Annotated in this window: 14 protein-coding genes; all 14 read right to left on the bottom strand. The window is 33.0% G+C overall.

Features of this window, described 5'->3' with window-relative positions; translation table 11 throughout:
• Window positions 1–278: 278 nt before the first annotated feature.
• Window positions 279–3,032, bottom strand: coding sequence for an isoleucine--tRNA ligase (gene ileS / locus IDG45_RS10215; RefSeq protein WP_000384695.1), 2,754 nt, complete (start codon window positions 3,030–3,032; stop codon window positions 279–281).
• A gap of 220 nt (window positions 3,033–3,252) precedes the next feature.
• On the bottom strand, window positions 3,253–3,870 hold the full coding sequence (locus tag IDG45_RS10210; protein WP_001117066.1) for a DivIVA domain-containing protein: 618 nt from the start codon (window positions 3,868–3,870) through the stop codon (window positions 3,253–3,255).
• 23 nt (window positions 3,871–3,893) lie between these two features.
• Window positions 3,894–4,700, bottom strand: coding sequence for a YlmH family RNA-binding protein (locus tag IDG45_RS10205; protein WP_000232497.1), 807 nt, complete (start codon window positions 4,698–4,700; stop codon window positions 3,894–3,896).
• Window positions 4,701–4,782: 82 nt separating this feature from the next.
• Window positions 4,783–5,073, bottom strand: coding sequence for a YggT family protein (locus IDG45_RS10200; protein ID WP_000354112.1), 291 nt, complete (start codon window positions 5,071–5,073; stop codon window positions 4,783–4,785).
• An 11-nt stretch (window positions 5,074–5,084) separates the two neighbouring features.
• Window positions 5,085–5,648, bottom strand: a complete 564-nt coding sequence (locus IDG45_RS10195) for a cell division protein SepF (RefSeq protein WP_000018608.1) — start codon at window positions 5,646–5,648, stop codon at window positions 5,085–5,087.
• Window positions 5,645–6,313, bottom strand: coding sequence for a YggS family pyridoxal phosphate-dependent enzyme (locus IDG45_RS10190; RefSeq protein ID WP_014937021.1), 669 nt, complete (start codon window positions 6,311–6,313; stop codon window positions 5,645–5,647). The genes IDG45_RS10195 and IDG45_RS10190 overlap by 4 nt, the downstream gene beginning before the upstream one ends.
• 23 nt (window positions 6,314–6,336) lie before the next feature.
• On the bottom strand, window positions 6,337–7,128 hold the full coding sequence (gene pgeF / locus IDG45_RS10185; protein ID WP_000999337.1) for a peptidoglycan editing factor PgeF: 792 nt from the start codon (window positions 7,126–7,128) through the stop codon (window positions 6,337–6,339).
• Window positions 7,129–7,387: 259 nt separating this feature from the next.
• Window positions 7,388–8,560, bottom strand: a complete 1,173-nt coding sequence (gene ftsZ, locus IDG45_RS10180; protein ID WP_000888997.1) for a cell division protein FtsZ — start codon at window positions 8,558–8,560, stop codon at window positions 7,388–7,390.
• A 32-nt stretch (window positions 8,561–8,592) separates the two neighbouring features.
• Window positions 8,593–9,999, bottom strand: a complete 1,407-nt coding sequence (ftsA, locus tag IDG45_RS10175) for a cell division protein FtsA (protein ID WP_000391032.1) — start codon at window positions 9,997–9,999, stop codon at window positions 8,593–8,595.
• Window positions 10,000–10,103: 104 nt separating this feature from the next.
• Window positions 10,104–11,423 carry a cell division protein FtsQ/DivIB gene (locus IDG45_RS10170; protein WP_000342196.1) on the bottom strand — a complete coding sequence of 440 codons (1,320 nt, stop codon included), beginning with the start codon at window positions 11,421–11,423 and terminating at the stop codon, window positions 10,104–10,106.
• 15 nt (window positions 11,424–11,438) lie between these two features.
• Window positions 11,439–12,788 (bottom strand): UDP-N-acetylmuramoyl-L-alanine--D-glutamate ligase, encoded by a 1,350-nt coding sequence (gene murD / locus IDG45_RS10165; RefSeq protein ID WP_000935988.1) that lies wholly within the window; start codon window positions 12,786–12,788, stop codon window positions 11,439–11,441.
• Between the two features lies 1 nt (window position 12,789).
• Window positions 12,790–13,755, bottom strand: coding sequence for a phospho-N-acetylmuramoyl-pentapeptide-transferase (mraY, locus tag IDG45_RS10160; protein WP_000578466.1), 966 nt, complete (start codon window positions 13,753–13,755; stop codon window positions 12,790–12,792).
• 291 nt (window positions 13,756–14,046) lie between these two features.
• A complete protein-coding gene (locus tag IDG45_RS10155; RefSeq protein ID WP_206171615.1) occupies window positions 14,047–16,281 on the bottom strand; it encodes a penicillin-binding protein in 2,235 nt (744 codons plus the stop codon).
• Window positions 16,262–16,663 (bottom strand): cell division protein FtsL, encoded by a 402-nt coding sequence (gene ftsL, locus IDG45_RS10150; protein WP_000257598.1) that lies wholly within the window; start codon window positions 16,661–16,663, stop codon window positions 16,262–16,264. Before ftsL ends, IDG45_RS10155 begins: the two co-directional genes overlap by 20 nt.
• Between the last annotated feature and the right edge of the window lies 1 nt (window position 16,664).

The following is a 16,664-nucleotide window of genomic DNA, read 5'->3' as shown; positions in this document are numbered from 1 at the left end:
TATCAAATTCAATATCTGTGCTTACTTTTACTTAAAATTATCGCGAACATAATTGAGAATAGCAACTATAACGCATTTATAAGCTGCAGAGAATTTGTACCATTCCTGAATAATTTTTATTTTAGTAAATTACACATTTTTTAACACATATAACCAGTAACTTGGTCATTTTTTTATTCGCAAAAAAACTCTCTTCATCATGTCAACAAAAACTACAACATGATTATGAAGAGAGCTTTAATTTATATCATCTGTATGAGTACTTTATACAATTTCAATTATACAAGTGATTTTACAACTTGTTGGCATCGTGGACATAGATGCGTCAATTCATCAACAGCACCAAGATCCTCTGAATAGTTCCAACATCTTTCACATTTTTCACCATCTGCATGTTCGATGACAATATCACCATGTTCATAAGCTGTTGCCTGATCATCTAACTTATCTACAACTTTAACTTGTGACACGATAAATAATTGATGTAATGCATCAAATGAAGTTAAGAATTCAGATGCATTAAATTTATCGTTACTAGCAATCGTAACTTTAGCTTCTAATGATTTACCAATAACTTTTTCATTACGAGCAGTTTCTAATGCACGGTTCACATCATTACGTAAATTCATAAATGTACGCCATTTATCCAATAAAGCTTGATCTACTTCTACAACTTTAGGCATGTCTGCTAAGTGAACACTTTCTTCTTTAACATGTGGTGTATGAGACCAAACTTCTTCAGCTGTATGCACTAAGATTGGTGCTAACAACTTCGTCATATCAACTAAAATTTGATATAACACTGTTTGCATACTACGACGGATATGAGAATCACGTTGTTCAATATATAAAATATCTTTACCGTAATCCAAATAGAAATTACTTAACTCAACATTGATAAAGTTTTGAACTTCTTGATAAATATTTAAGTAGTCAAAGTTTTCATAGTTGTTAATTGTACTTGCAGTAAATTCACGTAAACGATTTAGCAAGTAACGATCCACTTCTAATAACTCTGATTCAGGAACGCTATCTGTATCAGGATTGAAATCATTAATATTACCTAACATAAATCTTAATGTATTTCTGATTTTACGATAAACATCAGATGTTTGTTTTAAAATTTCATCAGAAATTCTAACATCAGCTAAATAGTCCGTACTACTTACCCAAAGTCTCGCAATATCAGCACCTTTTTGTTTAACCACTTGGTCAGGTACAATGACATTACCTAAAGATTTACTCATTTTCTTACCTTCACCGTCCATAACAAAACCATGAGAAAGTAAGAATTTATAAGGTGATACTCCTCTTGTAGCAACTGAAGTTGTAATAGAAGAGTTGAACCAACCACGATATTGGTCACTACCTTCTAAATACATATCTGCTGGGAAACTTAATTCCGGTCTTGTTTCCAACACGCCACGGTGTGATGAACCAGAATCAAACCAAACGTCCATAATGTCTGTTTCTTTAGTAAATGTACCGTTAGGGCTGCCTGGATGTGTAAATCCTTCTGGTAGTAAGTCTTTCGCTTCTCTTTCAAACCAAATATTTGAACCGTGTTCTGCAAATAAATCAGCAACATGATTCACTGTTTCTTTCGTCATGATAATTTCGCCATTTTCAGCATAAAATACTGGTAACGGTACACCCCAAACACGTTGACGAGAAATAACCCATTCGCCACGGTCACGAACCATATTGTAAATACGTGTTTTACCCCAATTTACTTTGAAGTTTGTATTTTCGATTGCATCTAAAATATCTTGTCTTACTTTACTGATTGAAGCAAACCATTGTGGAGTAGCACGGAAGATTACAGGTTTTTTTGTTCTCCAGTCGTGTGGATAGCTATGTGTAATAAAGTCTAATTTTAATAGTGCACCTTTTTCTGTTAATAAATCAGTAACGGCTTTATTAGCTTTATCATAGAACATTCCTTCAAACTGGCCGCCTTCTTCAGTAAATACACCTTTATCATCGATTGGACTAATTACTGGTAATTCATATTTTTGACCAACAATATAGTCATCTTCCCCGTGACCTGGTGCTGTATGTACACAACCTGTACCAGCATCTGTAGTAACATGATCACCATTAATCACTAACGATTCTCTATCTAAGAATGGATGTTGTGCTACAACATACTCCAATTCTTTACCTGTGTATTCTTTTTCTAATTTGATTGATGCTTTATCCCAATCCAGTGCTTCTGCTACAGCGTCAGATAAGGCTTCTGCAATAATATATTTTTCGCCATTTACATTGTATTGACCATATTTTAATTCAGGATGAACGGTAATCGCAACATTTGATGGAATTGTCCATGGCGTTGTTGTCCAGATAATAAATTTAGCATCTGCATCAACGACACCTTTGTCATCTTTAACGTCAAATGCAACGTAAATTGATGCTGAACGTTTATCGTGATATTCAATTTCTGCTTCTGCTAATGAAGACTCACTTGAAGGAGACCAATAAACTGGCTTTTTACCTTTATAAATTAAACCTTTATCTGCCATTTCTCCAAAAATACGAATTTGTGCAGCTTCGTATTCAGGTTTTAATGTAATATATGGATCATTAAAGTCACCACGAACACCTAAACGTCTAAAATCTTTTTTCTGTAATTCAATTTGTTCTAAAGCAAATTCTTTACATTTCTCACGGAATTCAGCTGTTGACATTTTCTTACGGTCAACACCTTTTTTCGTTAATGCTTGTTCAATTGGTAAACCATGTGTATCCCAACCTGGTACGTATGGTGCATAGAACCCTTGCATAGTTTTATAACGTACAATAAAGTCTTTTAAAATTTTGTTCAAGGCATGTCCCATATGTAAGTTACCATTCGCGTATGGTGGGCCATCATGTAAAATGAATGTTTCGTTACCTTTATTTTTTTCTAACGCTTTATGGTATTGATCTTCTGCATCCCATTTTTCTTGAATTTGCGGTTCCTTGTTTGGTAAACCACCTCGCATTGGGAAATCTGTTTTAGGCATTAATAACGTTTCTTTGTAATCCATTTTTTTCACTCCTTAAAAATTTAAAAAACTCTAAGTTAAATTAAAAGGGACGATTGCTCGCGGTACCACCCTTATTAACTCAACTTAGAGTTCTCTCATTACATTATTTAAATATTAAAAAGTCAGTGATATAACATACATGCTTTTACTAGGCTCTCACCATTACCTAATTCGCTGTGAAAAGTTAAATGTATATTACGCGTCTGTCTTTATTTATTTCTTACTTCTTAGTTGTTTCTGAATCATTGGATTGTTGATTATTGTCTGATGTATTTGATGCATTATTTTGTGCATTTGCTGCAACTTCATCTGGCTTTAAATCATTTTCATGCAAATGATGAATATTTTCAAGCGTCACTTGTTCAGCGTCTAAATCATAATTCAACAAGTAATCCCAATCTTCGTTTTTTAATAAGTCTAATTGCGCTTCAACTAACATACGGAAACGCGATCTAAATACTTTTGATTGACGTTTCATATCTTCAGTCTGGAATGCTAAACGGCGTGCTTTTTCTACCGCGTCACCAACCATTTGATTAGCTTGCGCTTCTGCCTTAGCTATAATCGCTTCAGCTTGTTTCTCTGCAGCTTGCTTAGTTTCTTCACCAGCTTTTTGAGCTTGTATCAAAGCATCACTTACAGATTGATGCACGTCTTGATAAGACTTAATATTAGTATCTCTCTCTTCGATTACTTTTTCAAGTTGTTTTTTATCTTCTTTAAGACGTTCAATTTCAGTGCTTAGTTGCTCCAAAAAATTAGCAACTTCAGTAGGTTCTAAACCATTCTTTACACGTGAAAACTCTTTATTCTTAATTTCATTTGGTGTAAAAGGCATTTGTTATCCTCCTTAAATCATTACTATTTGAATAATGTTCTATAGGTAATGTGCGTTTTATCTTTTTTAGTTTTACCACCTAAGTCAGTAATGTGTGCTCTACCAAAACCTTGGATGGATATTAAATCATTTGCTTGTAATTGAAAATCTGCTGAATCAACAATAGTGTGATTCACTTTAACACGTTTTTTTTCGATTAGTTGTTTCGCAATCGTACGTGATTTACGTATCATTTCTTTAATAACAACATCTAACCTTAAAGAACTAACTGTTGCACTTTCAATTTTCCAATTCTCATTAGATTGTATCATATCTGTTACTGGAATAGTATAAAGTTTAACTGATGCGCCTTTAATACGTTGTAATTCTAACATAATAAATGATTCCAATCTACTTGTCAAAACAAATTGAATTCGTTCATTCACAATTATGTCTCCAACTTGTTCGCGTTCGATACCTAAAGACATTAATGTCCCTAAAATATGTTGATGTTTTAAAGTGACGAATTTTTCAGGATAATCTATTTCCATTAAAGTTAAATCAAAGTCACTTTCTTTAGGTTCATAATAGTTCGGCGAAATGATTGCTCTTTTTCTTTCAGCATTTGGCCCGCCATAAAAAGATACGTTTAAATCTTCATAACTGCCACAAATCACTTCCAATATATATTGTCCTCTTGGATCTAAAAAATGCGTTAATACTGGTGCATAATGCTGTTCCGCTTGATCACATTTATCCGTTAGCTGATCAATTAATTCGTATTCTTCCTGTCTAAAGTGTTGATAAATATCTATGTTAATCCCTACCTTAAAAAAATTATAAAATACCATCTATTGCCCTTATATTCAGAAAAATACATATCAAAAACGAGGCTAAAGTATCATGTACCCTTGCCTCGTTATGTCGCTTAATTTATTGTAATTGAATTAAAATCCAATTAAAGATTTGGAGTAACCCTTTTTGGAATAATACTAAAACGAAAATTGCAGCGATTGATGATATGTCGATAATTCCAATAGGTGGAATTACTTTTCTAAATGGTTGTAAGAAAGGTTCATATATTTTCGCTAAAAAATAACCTACCTTAGTTTCTCTAATACTTGGTACCCAAGATGTAAAGAAATATATAATCATGCCGAAATAATAAATTTCAACAACAAAAAGGATAAATTTAAATATTGTAGCTAGCACATTTATATCCATATGTTAACTCCTTAGTCGAATGAATGTTCCATATTTTCAATATGGTCTGTAATGCTTCCAGCTACTTCCACATTATCAGGCGTACATAAGAAAATATCAGTACCTACACGTTGGATATCTCCACCGATTGCATAAACAGTACCGCTTAAAAAATCAATAATTCTTTTCGCTGATACTTTATCAATACGTTGTAAATTGACAAGTGTCGCTCGGCGGTTTTTAAGCTCATCAGCAATATCTTGTGTATCTGAAAAAACACGTGGTTCGAATAAACACATTTTTGAACTTTCTTGTGATGCATTGTTTGGTGTAGCATTGTTCATAGTTACAACATTACGTGAATTATTTTTTGAATAATTAGACATACGGTTATTCCTTTCTTCTGACGTTGTTGTATATCTTGATGCAGATTTTTGAGGGACTGATTTGATTGCGTTTTGTTTTGTTGTTTGTTGTGACTGCTCTTTTGCTGGCGCTTCATTTACCTGTTGTTGTTTGTCAGGTACTTCTACTTCCTCTTCATCATCTATTACAAAAAATCCACTAAATAAATCTTTTAAAGCCAAGTGGCTCACTCCTCTTCTCCTACAAGTTTAGTCCCAATTCTAACAAACGTTGCACCTTCTTCAACTGCAATAAGATAGTCATTACTCATTCCCATTGATAATTCATCACAAGGCGCATATTCTAAATTGAGTCGCTGTATTTCTTCTTTTTTCAAACGTAACTGTTTAAATAACGATCTAATATATGCTTCATCATCTGTCAATGGTGCCATCGTCATTAAACCTACAATTTCGATTTTGTCATATTTTTTAAGATCATCTATAAACTGATCAACATCTTCTAAAGCAATACCATGTTTAGAAGCTTCTCCCGAAACGTTCACTTGCAAGAAACATTTAATTTTATGTTCTGCACGTTTGTTAATTTCTTTGGCTAAGCTCAATCGATCTAAAGCATGGAAATAATCTACGTCGTTTATAACGTCCTTAACTTTTCGAGATTGTAATGATCCTATAAAATGGATCACCGCATCTGATGGTAATGCTTCTTTCTTTTGAAAAAAGCCTTCCAATCTATTCTCACCAAAATGTCTTATTCCAGCCTCATACGCTTCTTTAGCTCGCTCTATTGTAACATATTTTGTAACTGCAATCACGTTTGGTTTTGTTGAAAAATTATTTTTTTTACTTTTGTCATTAATTTGTGTTGAGATTTGTTGTAAATTATCTTTCACACGCAAGCATATCTCCTCCTTGTTTACTGTTGACCAATGAATGCTAACATGCGTCCTGTTTGACCTTTTTCTAATCGATAAGAGAAAAATAACTCTAAATGTTCAGATGTAGCATACGCTGTCGTATAAATATTTTCTTTAGGAACACCATAATAATTTAATAATGCAGCATTGGCTTTTTTCAAATCAATACCATGACGATCTAGTCCTCTAGTTTCAATATAGTTTGCACTATCAATTGGCAATGTTTCAAATTTATTTTTAATATCATCATTAATTTCATAACTTGATGATGTAGATGGTCCAATAACGACATGTAAGTCTTTCAAATCAAAGTTCACATGTTTTAGCACTTCTTTTACAATTTCAGTATAGGTACCACGCCACCCTGCATGGGCCAATGCAATAAAATGATGTTTTGTACTATAAAAATATACTGGTACACAGTCTGCATAACACATCGTTAATAAGACATTACTATCATATGTGTACATCGCATCAATACCATGAAGCGCATCAGTTAAAGTGTCTATATTTGTGCCTATATCATCCTTTGTAATACAAGCGACTTTATTTTCATGTGTTTGGATGGGAAACACCCAATTTTTTCTATCAAATGCAATTTCTTCAGCTAATTGCAATTGATGTTGAGTAATATTATATGGGCGATCATCAATATATCTCGCCATATTAAAAGCATTTTTAGGATAGTCACTTAAACCATCGCCTCTAGTTGTAATACCTAGAGTAATACCTTGTTGTAATAATTCTTCATATATTAAATGATGCGGTTGCTTTTTAAAATTATCATTCACTCGATCGTCACCATCATTTCATTTAAATTATCTTCGTCTAACTGTACAAAGTTAATAATTATATAATATAACATTTATGTTTAAAGTTAAAATGTTGCGCAAATAATTTTTGACTTAATTTTGACACGATACTTAAACACTTTTAATGACTTCGAAAAACTTAAATGTCCTTCTACATGTTCTAAAAATTAGTAAAAAAATCATCAGATATGTTATCTGATGATTTGTGTTGAATTATTTGTGTATATATATTAACCGATTAACGTCTTGTTCTTCTTGAACGTCTTTCTTCTCTATTTCTAATGAAGCTAGGAATATCATCTTCTTTAGTTGTATGTGTTCTTTCACTTACACTATCAGTTGCTTGTGCATTTGATGAATTTGAAGTGAATGATTCATCTTTAGAAGTTGCATTGCTAGAAGTATTTACGCTTGTTCCGAATCCAGTGCTACCAGATTTACGACCATGTGATGTTGGTTTGTCATCAAAACCAGTTGCAATAACTGTTACAACAATCTCATCTTGTAATTCAGGATTAATAACTGTACCGAAAATCATATTAACGTCTTCATCTGCAGCATCTTGGACAATATCAGCAGCCTCTTGTGCTTCAAATAATGACAATGACTCGCCACCAGTAATATTCATAAGCACACCTTGTGCACCAACGATAGATGTTTCAAGTAATGGAGAAGAGATTGCTTTTTTAGCAGCTTCTACCGCTCTATTTTCACCAGAAGAAACACCAATACCCATTAATGCAGAACCTTGGTTAGACATAATTGTCTTAACATCTGCAAAGTCTAAGTTTACTTCACCAGAAACAGCGATTAAGTCTGAGATACCTTGTACACCTTGGCGTAACACGTTATCAGCTTCTTTAAATGCTTCCATCATTGGCGTAGATTTGTCAACGATATCTAATAAACGGTCATTTGGTATAACGATTAATGTATCTACTGCAGCTTTCATAGCTTCTACTCCAGCAGCAGCTTGAGTTTGACGTTTACGTCCTTCAAAACTAAATGGACGAGTTACAACACCAACAGTTAATGCGCCCATTTCTTTTGCAATTTTAGCAACGACTGGTGCTGCACCAGTACCAGTTCCGCCACCCATACCAGAAGTAACAAATACCATGTCTGCACCTTGGATTGCATCTTCAATTTGTTCACGAGATTCCTCTGCAGCTTTTTTACCGATTTCAGGATTAGCTCCTGCTCCTAAACCACGTGTTAATTTTTCACCGATTTGGATTTTAGATTCAGCTTTAGATAAGTTTAAAGCTTGACCGTCTGTGTTGATAGCGATAAATTCAACATTATTCATTCCGTGGTCAATCATTCGGTTTACGGCGTTGTTACCGCCACCACCTACACCAATGACCTTTAAAGTCGCTAAATGATTAAATCCTTGTTCAAATTCTAACATTTAAATTTCCTCCTAGTTTTATTGGCCAATAATCATTCAAATAGAGATTTCATTAGTTTTTTGAATTTACTTTCTTCTTTATCTTTGTCTTGAACATGTTCATGATTTTGTTTATGTTCCTGATGATTATCTTCTGATTGATAAATTTCTTCATCTGTTGACTCTACTTCATTTTCATGAGTATCTTTTTTGTTTGTTTTACGTTTAAACCAATCAAATCCGCCTAATTTAGATTCGTTATCTTTGTCTTTCACATCAATAACATCTTCTTCAGTTTCTTCATTATCATGATAATTAATTGTAACATAATCTAATAACTCATCAAAAGCGATACTACTAGAAATTGTAGAAATTGCTGAAGAAAATTCAGGTTTTCTAATTCCCATTTGTGATGGCGTGTGAATTCTAACTTTTTCACTTACCATATCTGATAATAATTCTTTTACGCCAAGTAAGTTTGCAGATCCACCAGTTACAATAAACCCACCATTTACTTTTGTTAATCCTAAATCTTGTAAAACATCAAATACTTCGAAGAATATTTCTTCTACACGCGCTTCAATAAAGTCACTCAAATCTTTTTGAGTATACTGTACTGTTTCATCACTATCAACCTGTTCAACAGTGAAGATATCTTGATCTGAAGCAGAATCATAGAATGCATGACCATATTGGTGTTTAACTTTTTCAGCAGTTTCATAAGAAGTGTTTAACCCTTGTGCAATATCGTCTGTAATATCACGCCCTGCCATTTCGATAGAATCAGCATCTACTAATTCACCGCGTTCATAAAAAGCAACTTGCGTAACGTCTTCACCAATATCAATGACACATGCACCTAACTCTTTTTCAGTAGCTGTTAGGATTGAACCGTAGTTATATGCATCAGAATAAACATCTAATACATCAACACCACATGCTTCAACGCATTTAATCATATTAATTAAAATCGATTTTTGAATAGCAATTACGCCTGCTTCAACCTTTAATGAATGTCTGGCAATTAATTCTTTAGGGTCTGAAACCTCATTTTCTTTATCGACTATAAAACGAATCGGGAACACATTAATTACTTCTGTTTCTTGCACATCATTTTTTTCTCTAATACCTTCTAATACTTTTTCGATATGTGAACCGTTGATTTCTGTATCCTCATAAAAGTCGATTTCATTTGATTCATCATAAACTTCCGTTCCAATGATAGGTAATTTCAGGAAAACTTCTTTAATATCAACACCCGAAGCGATTGATGCCTTTTTAATTGTGTCTTTGATTGCTTGACGCGCAATATCAAAATCATCAATTAAACCATTTTTTATACCGCTCGTGTAGGTTTGTCCTGTACCTATCACATTTATACCATTGTGAAATTTCTCGCCTACTATTGTTTTTACGCTTGATGATCCAATATCAATACTTACGTAGTAATGTTCTTCCATAGATAGGCACCTCCTGACAAATTACTATTAAAAAATACACTATCTTTAGTTTACAATACGTTGAATGGCTTGTGAACTATAAACATAGACAATATCAAAATTTTTTAATTATTCTTACTTGATTGTTTGTTAATTTTGTTTAAAACGCTTTGTAATTCTTCTTTTGCTTGATTTTCCTCTTGAGATGATTTAGTCACATTTTTATCGCTTTCTGATTGAGTAGACGTGTTTCCACGGTATGGGATAAATGAAGCACCGACTGATAAATCAATATAGCCTCGTGTTTTTAGTTTACCCGAACTATCTCTTGATAATGATTGTGACATCTGCGGATAATATTTCATTTTCTTAGATATCGTCGAAATATCACCGATTACTTGAAGTCCATCCGTCGTAAACAATTCAATTCTGCTTTGTTTGTTTTTACTTGGGGCGTATGTCACTTCGGCAATATATCGTCTAACTTCAGGTGTCATTTCAGATAACGCCTTAATCATATCATCTTCTTTTGTACCTTTGAAACCATCCATGACAGGTGCATCATTAATTTTGACATCATTTGAACCTTTAAGCAATTTACCATTTTCTAATAAAGGTAAATATTTACCTTTATATTTCACTAAAGCAATAATTTCATTTTCTGTGATATCTACGTTTAATGTGTTTGGTAATTGCTTGTGTATCTCAACACTTTTGATTAATGGATCCTCTTCGAGATCATTAATAGCATTTTTTTTACTAAACGTATACATCCTCGAATCATTTTTAACACCTAACACTTTGTTTATCTTTGAAGTACTAACGTGATTATTTCCATTTATATTTACATGCGCAATTTTACTAAGTGGTGAAAACATGTAAATTAATATAACAGCAATCAACAATACCAATATTGTAATAACACTGTATTGGATCCGTTTTTGTCGCTTACGTCTTAACTTCCGCTTTTCTTCAAGTGTTAATGGCTTTAATTGTGTTACTTTACTTTTTCGTTCTTTTTTCGTTACTGTTTCCTCATCATTCGAGTCGCTATTTTGTTCTTTAGGAGCTGATTGAGATTGTTCGTTGTCGACTGCAATTCCATTCGATTCATTTTGGTCGTCAATTTCTTGATTATATCTATAATCCTCAATTTCAATATTAGAGTCTGTAGAATCATCGATATTATTATCATTCGCATGACTAGAAGCAGAATCATTATTTTCATCTTTGCTTTCTTCTTTTTTGAAGTCTTTATTTATCAAGTAAATTTCTTCATCAAACTCAGCTTGTTGAGATGTATCATCTTTATTTTGATTAGAAAAATGTGTAGCCTTTGATCTTTTTCTTTGCCGTCTTTTCTTAGATGTATTCCTCGTAAATAATTCTAATTCATCTTTATCTTCATTTGATTCTTGTTGATCGTTCTTCGTTTTATCATCCATCAATACTCACACCCTTTAATAAGATGGTAAATGGGCACGGAATCTTTCAATAAATTTCTCTCCACGCTCTTCAAAAGTACTATATTGATCCCAACTCGCACAAGCAGGTGACAATAATACAACATCATTTGTTTCTATAATATCTTGTACTTTATCAACAGCGTCTTCGACATTGTTCGCTTCAATGACCGATTTCCCTTGACTATTACCTAGTTTAGCAAACTTAGCTTTCGTTTGTCCGAATACAACCATCGCGCGAACATTTTCCATATAAGGAATGAGTTCGTCAAATTCATTCCCTCGATCCAAACCACCACATAACCAAATGATTGGTTGATTAAATGAATTTAAGGCAAACTGTGTTGCTAGCGTGTTTGTTGCTTTGGAATCATTGTAATATTTATTAGTTCTATTAGTACCAACATATTGCAATCTATGCTCTATTCCTGAAAATGTAGTTAAACTATCAATAATTGCTTTAATAGGCACACCAGCTAAAATACAAGCAAGCACAGCTGCTAATATATTTTCTAAATTATGTTCACCTGGCAATACTAGATCTTCAGTGTTAATAATACGAACACCTTTATAAACGATAAAACCATCTTTAATATAAATACCATCAACTTCTTGTTGAGTTGAGAAATACAATGTCTTAGCTTTTAATTCTTCCGACTCTATCACTTGTCTTTGATGATAATTACAAATCAAATAATCTTCTTCCGTTTGATTTTTATATATTTGCTTTTTAGCATTTTGATAGTTTTCTAAATTTTCATGGTAATCTAGATGCGCTGAATAAATGTTAGTAATTATAGCAATGTGTGGTTTATACTTTTCGATTCCAAGTAACTGGAATGACGACAACTCTGTAACTAAATAATCTGTAGGCTTTACTTCTTGTGCTACTTTAGATGCAACATAACCAATATTGCCGGATAGTCTTCCAATTAAGCGACTTTTTTTAAACATATCTCCAATTAGAGAAGTAACTGTCGTTTTACCATTTGTACCCGTTACAGCTATGATTGGTGCTTCAGAGATTAGATAACTTAACTCAACTTCTGTTAAAATTTTCAAACCTCGTTTCACTGCTTCATCAATAATAGATACTGTATAAGGTATTCCAGGATTTTTAACAATTATTGGATTATTATCAAGCAATGTTAATGGATGACTTCCACTTACAACAGAAATGCCCATAGATTCTAAATCTTTTGCATGAGCATCTTGCGATAAGTCTTTCCCATCATTGACAGTCACATTCGCACCTAATTTACTTAATAATTTAGCTGCTTCATAACCACTTTTTGCCAAACCGACAACTAATACATTTTTATTTTCTAACCCTGTGTAATTAAGCATCTTAATGCACTCCAATCCATAAACCGATTAAACCTGAAATCAGACCAACAGCCCAAAATACTGTAACTACTTTCCATTCGCTCCATCCTATCAATTCAAAATGATGATGTATCGGACTCATTTTAAATATACGCTTTCCAGTCAATTTAAAGCTAGCGACTTGTAACATAACAGATAATGTTTCAATTACGAATACTAAACCTATAAAAATTAATGATAATTCCTGATTAAGCATGATTGAAATCGTAGCAAATATACCACCTAAAGCTAAGCTACCTGTATCTCCCATAAACACTTTAGCAGGGTTAATGTTATATGGTAAAAATCCTAAAAGTGCAAACAACATAATGATACAGAAAATACCAATCGCCGTTTCTCCTAACACAAAGCTCATGATGGCATACATTGTAAATCCGATAATTGACAGTCCAGTTGCTAATCCATCTAAACCATCTGTTAAATTTACCGCATTAGAAAAACCTACTTGCCAAAAAACAATGAAAATAACATATGCAAATGATAGTGGGATTGCTACATTCGTAAATGGAATATGTATGCTCGTAGAAAAATTCACCAAATGAAACACATTACTTAAAACAAAGAAAATAATCGCAATACCAATTTGCGCCAAAAACTTCTGTTTACTTGTTAAACCTTGGTTATTCTTTTTAACAACAATAATATAATCATCTATAAAACCAATTAACCCAAAACCAATCGTCACAAATAATAACAGTATGATCGGATTAGCTTGTTCTACAAATATAATAGCCACCAAAGACGTTATCACAATACTTAATAGAAATGTTAGTCCACCCATCGTTGGTGTACCAGTCTTCTTCATATGGCTTTGTGGACCTTCTTCTCGAATACTTTGACCAAATTTCATCCTTTTTAATGTAGGTATTAAAACAGGTACCAAAACAAATGTAATCACTAGCGCTAATAACGCATATACAAAAATCATAACTATCTCCTCTTCTTAATCCAGACTTTTTTAACCACTAATATATTATCAATTTTTCAATTAAATAAACAAAGTTGTAATCAAAATTTATAATTTTTCTTTTTTACGGCATAAGAGGCCAGTATAAAAAGTTTGCCTATAACAAACAAGTTAATCTGACCTCGTCTACCTTAAAATTCTCTATCAACACTTATTTATAAAGATTAAATGAAGATGTTGTTTTCTATCACAGCATTACTTTAGTAAAAACAAATAGTGACAATACACCCTTATTTAATGTAGCCATTCTTGTTAGTCCGACTTATCCTTGTCAGTTTTACTGTCAGATTTCTTCTTATCATCTGAATTTGAATCAGAATTATTCGTCGAATTGCTGTCTACATTCTCTGATGAAAATTCTACGTCTATTTTATCTTTTTCAGTAAGTTTTTGTCCCTTACTAATTGATTGGTGGGACACAAAACCGCTACCTTTTAAATTTACTTTAATATTTGTTAGGTTTTCAAAAGCAATGACATCTTCTTTCGTCCATCCTGACATGTCAGGCATAGTTAAGTCTCCATCTGTTAATAACAGTACTTTACTATGAGGTAAGACTTTATTCCCTGCTTTTATAGATTGTGCTTTTATTTGTGTGCCAGAACCGATAGTAACTGGTTCTAATGATTTTGCACTCACATTATCAATAGCTTTTTGTTTGTCTTGACCTTCAACATCTGGCACTTTACTATACTCTGCATTAGATGTGTCATCTTTTGATTTACCTACATTTAAATATTTCAAAGTATTTTCCATTATTGGTTTAAACGCTTTACTAACACCTAATTCATAAGCTTCTTGGTCATTTTTTTGTGCCAAGCTCATACCAGCGTATACAATAACTTTAGGATTTTTCTTCGGCGCGTCACCCATAAAACTTACAAAATATGGGTTTGGACCTTTAACGTATCCACCACCATTAGGTGCAGCGACTTGTGCTGTACCAGTCTTACCTTCGACCTCATAACCATCAATACGATAGTTTGCAGCGTGACTCTTCTTACTATTCACAACTAAATCCAATTGCTTTTCAACTTTTTCAGCAGTATCTTTTGTTATTGGTTTGCCTGCGATTTGTTTTTGACCTTTATAAAATTGTCTTTTACTAACAGGATTTTCAACGCTATTCACAAACCATGGTTTTAACATATTACCATCATTAAAGAACGCTGATTGCGCTTGTAACATTTGAACAGGTGTTACTGTTGTCGATTGACCAAATGATGACGTTTTTTGTTGCAACTCATTACTCCATCCAATTTGACCAGGTGCTTCTCCATCAAACATACCTTTAGTTGATTTTCCAAATCCAAATCGTTCATACCAAGATTTCATTTTGTCTGCACCAACTAAATCTTGTAAATGCATCATCAATGTATTAGATGAATAAGTAAATCCGAGTGACATTGGGATTTCACCCCAACCGACTCTATTCCAGTCTGAAATACGTGAACCCATAATATCTCTATGTCCAGATTTATATTTCTTATCAGGATCAAAAGCACCTTCTTGAATAGCAGCTGCTAACCCATATGATTTAAATGTTGATCCAGGCTCGTATGTGTTTTGATATAGGTCATTTGCCCACTTTTTACCAAAGTCTTTACCAGTTTCAGGATTAAATGTTGGTCGCTGACTGTATGCTAAAATTTCTCCAGTTTTGGCATCCATGACAACCGCAAATAAATCTTTCGGCTGGTATCTTTCAACCATGCCATCTAAAGCTTCTTCAACAAATACTTGAATATTTGAATCGATTGTTAAATGGACATCATCACCACGTTTAGGCTGCTTCTCTTTTTTAGTATTTGGTGCAATATATCCCCAAATATCATGAATATATCTCAATGATCCTTTAGATCCACTTAAATAACTATCAAAAATCTTTTCAACTCCAAGCGCACCTTTAAGTTCACCAGTATCCGGATTTTTCTGAGCTCTACCAATTAAGTGTGATGCAAAATTGCCATTTGAATAAAAGCGTTCTGTTTCAGGCAATAAAGAAATACCAGGCAAATTCATTTTCTCTATTTTCAATTTGTCCTGATACGTTAAATTTGTTCCTTTGCGTCCAAATTCAATTTGGAAGGCTTTCTTTTGACTAAGTCTCTTTTCAATTTCCTCTGGCTTCATATCAATGACTGTAGATAATTTCTTTGCAGTCTCTTTTTTATCAACTACATGCCTAGGTTTTTTAGAATTGGCACTCGCCTTTTTATCTATTACTGCAACAAGTTTATATCTTTCTACATCTTCTGCTAGCACTTTACCATTACGATCATATATCTTTCCTCGTTCTGGTTGTTGTGCATTCTTAACTAAATACTTTTCATTTGCCTTCATGACTAAATCTTGACCATTAGAATGTCCAGTAATCATGATATATGAAATTCTTAAAACCAATATAAAAAAGAGCAGTCCGAATAAACCAACAAGTAGGACTGCCCCTATTTTATTTTTTTTAATTTTAATTTTTTGCTTCGCCATTACTACGCACTACCTTTACATTATCGTTCTCAAGGCTCATCCCCTGTTTCTTAGCCTTTTCGTATATGCGTTCATAAGAAGAATTCTTTTTGATTTCAGATTGTAAAGCACTGTTTTCACTTGATTGTTTATCTATTTTATAATCTAAATCTGCAATCTTTCCTCGCGTATCATACGCATCCATTTTTAAAGATAGCATATAAATACTTAACATAGCAATTACAGTAATCAAAGTTATGTATAAAACTTTTTCAAATTTAGTTAATTGTACAACCACTTTTCTCGAAACAGTCTTCTTTTCGGGCTTAGTTTGTGGTTGTTGCTTCGGTATACTATTATAAACTTGTTCGTCATATGGTTGGTACACTTTTTCTACAGCCATT

The organism is Staphylococcus sp. EG-SA-10 (assembly GCF_017151945.1).
GTDB classification, from domain to species: domain Bacteria; phylum Bacillota; class Bacilli; order Staphylococcales; family Staphylococcaceae; genus Staphylococcus; species Staphylococcus aureus.
This window is presented reverse-complemented; position numbering and strand designations above follow the sequence as displayed.

Bases quoted from the DNA above. Each gene is read 5' to 3' on its own strand.
- ileS (WP_000384695.1), bottom strand. From the start codon at position 3,032: ATGGATTACAAAGAAACGTTATTAATGCCTAAAACAGATTTCCCAATG.
- IDG45_RS10210 (WP_001117066.1), bottom strand. From the start codon at position 3,870: ATGCCTTTTACACCAAATGAAATTAAGAATAAAGAGTTTTCACGTGTA.
- IDG45_RS10205 (WP_000232497.1), bottom strand. From the start codon at position 4,700: ATGGTATTTTATAATTTTTTTAAGGTAGGGATTAACATAGATATTTAT.
- IDG45_RS10200 (WP_000354112.1), bottom strand. From the start codon at position 5,073: ATGGATATAAATGTGCTAGCTACAATATTTAAATTTATCCTTTTTGTT.
- ftsZ (WP_000888997.1), bottom strand. From the start codon at position 8,560: ATGTTAGAATTTGAACAAGGATTTAATCATTTAGCGACTTTAAAGGTC.
- ftsA (WP_000391032.1), bottom strand. From the start codon at position 9,999: ATGGAAGAACATTACTACGTAAGTATTGATATTGGATCATCAAGCGTA.
- IDG45_RS10170 (WP_000342196.1), bottom strand. From the start codon at position 11,423: ATGGATGATAAAACGAAGAACGATCAACAAGAATCAAATGAAGATAAA.
- murD (WP_000935988.1), bottom strand. From the start codon at position 12,788: ATGCTTAATTACACAGGGTTAGAAAATAAAAATGTATTAGTTGTCGGT.
- mraY (WP_000578466.1), bottom strand. From the start codon at position 13,755: ATGATTTTTGTATATGCGTTATTAGCGCTAGTGATTACATTTGTTTTG.
- IDG45_RS10155 (WP_206171615.1), bottom strand. From the start codon at position 16,281: ATGGCGAAGCAAAAAATTAAAATTAAAAAAAATAAAATAGGGGCAGTC.
- ftsL (WP_000257598.1), bottom strand. From the start codon at position 16,663: ATGGCTGTAGAAAAAGTGTACCAACCATATGACGAACAAGTTTATAAT.